Here is an 827-nt window from a genome sequence, read left to right as displayed (position 1 = left end):
ATTATATGTAACACATACAACACTTACAACTGGCTTGCAATACTCCAAAACCTAACCCTCCACTTTATAAATATAAACACTTTTGGCCCTACCAGAAAACTTGAACACCACAAACAGCAAGAACATAGCTACTAGATAGTAAAACGCCGAGTACTGCCTATAATAAAAAACCCCCCAAGACACAATCTGAAAAACCAGAATAAACAACAGGAAATTAGAAAATGGAAAAGTCTTGGTTCTTTTAATGCAAAGCAAAGTGACTCTCGCTAGTAGAAACATAAAAAAAGCCGCTAACAACATTCCAAGTTTTCCGAAATCATGTAAAAAAGAACCAATAAACGTTGGAAATACCCAAGGAATAACACCTCGATCGAGAAAATATTCAAACCAAACCTTATGATCAAGTGGCGTAAATACATCGCCAAAAATCCACGACTTTAATTCAACCACAGGTTCGAATGAGATTGCCCCATGCATTGCTGGAGGGTCTATCATGTAATGCGCATTAAAATTAAAGACCTGCTGCCCAGCATAGTCAAACAAAGCAAACAACAATGCTGCAGACCCATCCCCACCGAACCTTGACACTGAGATCTGCATAAAAACGATAAGTGCTGGAATAATCATAAGTAAAGCACCAATCAAAATAATTTTTTTATTCTCCCGACTCATAAACCCCCTAAATAATAAAAACAAGAACACAAGTGACATAATCCAAAAAACAACCCCATCCCTACCCGCATAAGATAGAATATAAAAAATATACGCAGTGCTCGAAACAAGGTGCAGCAGCGCTATTGACCTCCTCCCTGGATACCCTTCTGACA

Annotated in this window: 1 protein-coding gene; it reads right to left on the bottom strand. The window is 38.2% G+C overall.

The window, feature by feature from the left end:
• Window positions 1-51 precede the first annotated feature (51 nt).
• The coding region (locus AC1DWM_RS30125) for an O-antigen polymerase (RefSeq protein WP_477796892.1) at window positions 52-827 on the bottom strand (776 nt) is incomplete at its 5' end.

The organism is Pseudomonas sp. P4_C8, from assembly GCF_056401975.1.
This window is presented reverse-complemented; position numbering and strand designations above follow the sequence as displayed.